The following is a 1,970-nucleotide window of genomic DNA, read 5'->3' on the forward strand; positions in this document are numbered from 1 at the left end:
CTTTTAGCCCGGATGATGCGCCGACAAGGGCAGCCCTTGCGAGATTGCGGGCGGTTGGCCGCACAGCGGGTTTCGTTACGAAAAACTGTGCACTGGCGTGTCTTGTCGACCTTTCAAGAAAATTCAGCGGCTTGCCCTGAATCGGCTTCAGCCCGTGAAGGATGCGGGTTAGGCGGTCGGCGCGCAGGCCTACCCGCATCTGGCCGCCGGCGCGACGCTGCAGCGCTATGCCGGGGCAGCCGGCATGCCGGCCACCAAGCCGCTGCGCCTGGCGCCGCCGGCGCGGAAGCCCAAGCCGGCGCCGAAGCGGCGGAAGGGGCGCCGCCGTTAGGCTTGCAGGCGATGCTCATGCCACGCCGGCTCCGGCCTATTCCTCGTTGAAGAAATCCTCATCCAGCCGCTTGACCTCGATGACGCGGCTGACCCGCACCCCCACGGAATGCTCGACCATCAGCGCCGCCAGCTGCTGGCCGTCGATCAGGACGACGCGCTGCGGGATGCGGCCAGCATATTCGGCCGCCTGGGCCGAGAAGCCTGACGTGGTGACAAAGACCCCCTTGGAGGCGCCCAGCCCCACCAGGCTGCCCGTGAAGGCCTGGACTTCGGGCCGGCCCACCGTGTTGCCGGGCGCATAGCGCTTGGCCTGGATGTAGACGCGGTCCAGGCCCAGCACGTCCTCGTTGATCACCCCGTCCACGCCGCCATCGCCCGACCGCCCGAGACGCTCGGCAGCGTTGCGGCGCGAGCCGCCATAGCCCATGGCCACCAGCAGCTCGACGATCACCTGCTCGAAGAAGTCGGGCCCGTTCTGGAGGATGCGCTCCAGGAGTTCCGCGCGCAGGGAGGCATGCAGGATGCGGTAGGCGCCATCGATGGCGTCTTCCGGCGTGGCCGCAGCCTCGGCCGGCGCCACCCGGATGGAGGCCGTGGCGAGCGGGGAGGGGGCCTCATCGGCGGCATCATCGCCGCGGTGGAAGGCGCGGAAGGCCGGGATGCTCAGAGCCTGACCCAAAAGGCTACATGCGAGCCAGTCGGCGGATGGCGAGTTGGATGGCGGCGAGCATGACGAAACTGGCGATGGTGGAGGCCAGCCCTTCATAGTCCTTGGCGAGGCGTCGATTTCGGCCGAACCATGAGAAGGTGCGCTCCACCACCCGGCGCCGGGGCAGGAGGACAAAGCCCTTCATGGTGTCGGAGCGCTTGACGATCTCCATCCGCAGGCACGGCTGTTTGGCGACAACGTCGCGCACCTTGCGGGCATTGTAGCCGCCATCGGCCCAGACCAGTTCCAGCCAACTGAAGCGCTGGCGGATTTTCTTGAGCACCAGAGCGGCGCCGTCGCGATCCTGGAGAGCGGCGGAGTGGACAACGACACGCAGCGGGAAACCTGAGGTGTCGACCAGGGCGTGCAGCTTGCGCCCCTTCACCTTCTTGCCGGCGTCGTAACCCACAGCGTCTGCTTCACCCCGCGTTTTGCAGCCCCCTTTTCCGCCGACTTCAGCGATTGGCTGTCGATGATGCCGGCTGTGGGGCTGGCTTCACGCCCGCTCCCTTCGCGCAGCGCCATCAGCAGTTCCGCCCAAGTTCCCACACGCCCTCACGCTGGAACTGACGGAAGATGTTGTAGACTGTCGAGCGCGGCGGGAACGGTGCGCCCGGCAGATAGCGCCACGGGCAGCCTGTCCGCAGCAGGTAGAACAGCGCGTCCATCGCGGCCCGCATGTCCGTCTTGCGCGGCCGACCGCCGGGCTTGGCCGCAGGGATCAAGCCCTCCAGCCGCTGCCATTGCTCATCCGTCAGGTTGCTGGGAAAGCCAACCCCAGACTGGCTATGCCTCTTCCGATCTTCGTCCGTCCACATCCAAGCATGCCCCAAAGCCAGTGCCCCAGGCTGTAAGGCCTGTTAGAGCTTGATCCAGTCTGCGGTGGCTGCGAGGCAGAGGATGCCGAGGAATGATCGGGCGGTCTTCT

1 protein-coding gene and 1 pseudogene are annotated in these 1,970 nt (G+C 66.9%); both read right to left on the reverse strand.

Annotated elements, in window-relative coordinates:
• Nucleotides 1-367: 367 nt before the first annotated feature.
• Entirely contained in the window at nucleotides 368-1,012 is a 645-nt protein-coding gene (locus NON00_RS24475) for a restriction endonuclease (RefSeq protein WP_256025415.1), read from the reverse strand.
• Between the two features lie 4 nt (nucleotides 1,013-1,016).
• Nucleotides 1,017-1,860: pseudogene (locus NON00_RS24480) on the reverse strand (IS5 family transposase).
• Nucleotides 1,861-1,970 lie beyond the last annotated feature (110 nt).

Origin of the sequence: Roseomonas sp. GC11 (genome assembly GCF_024437745.1) — a bacterium.
GTDB lineage: Bacteria > Pseudomonadota > Alphaproteobacteria > Acetobacterales > Acetobacteraceae > Pseudoroseomonas.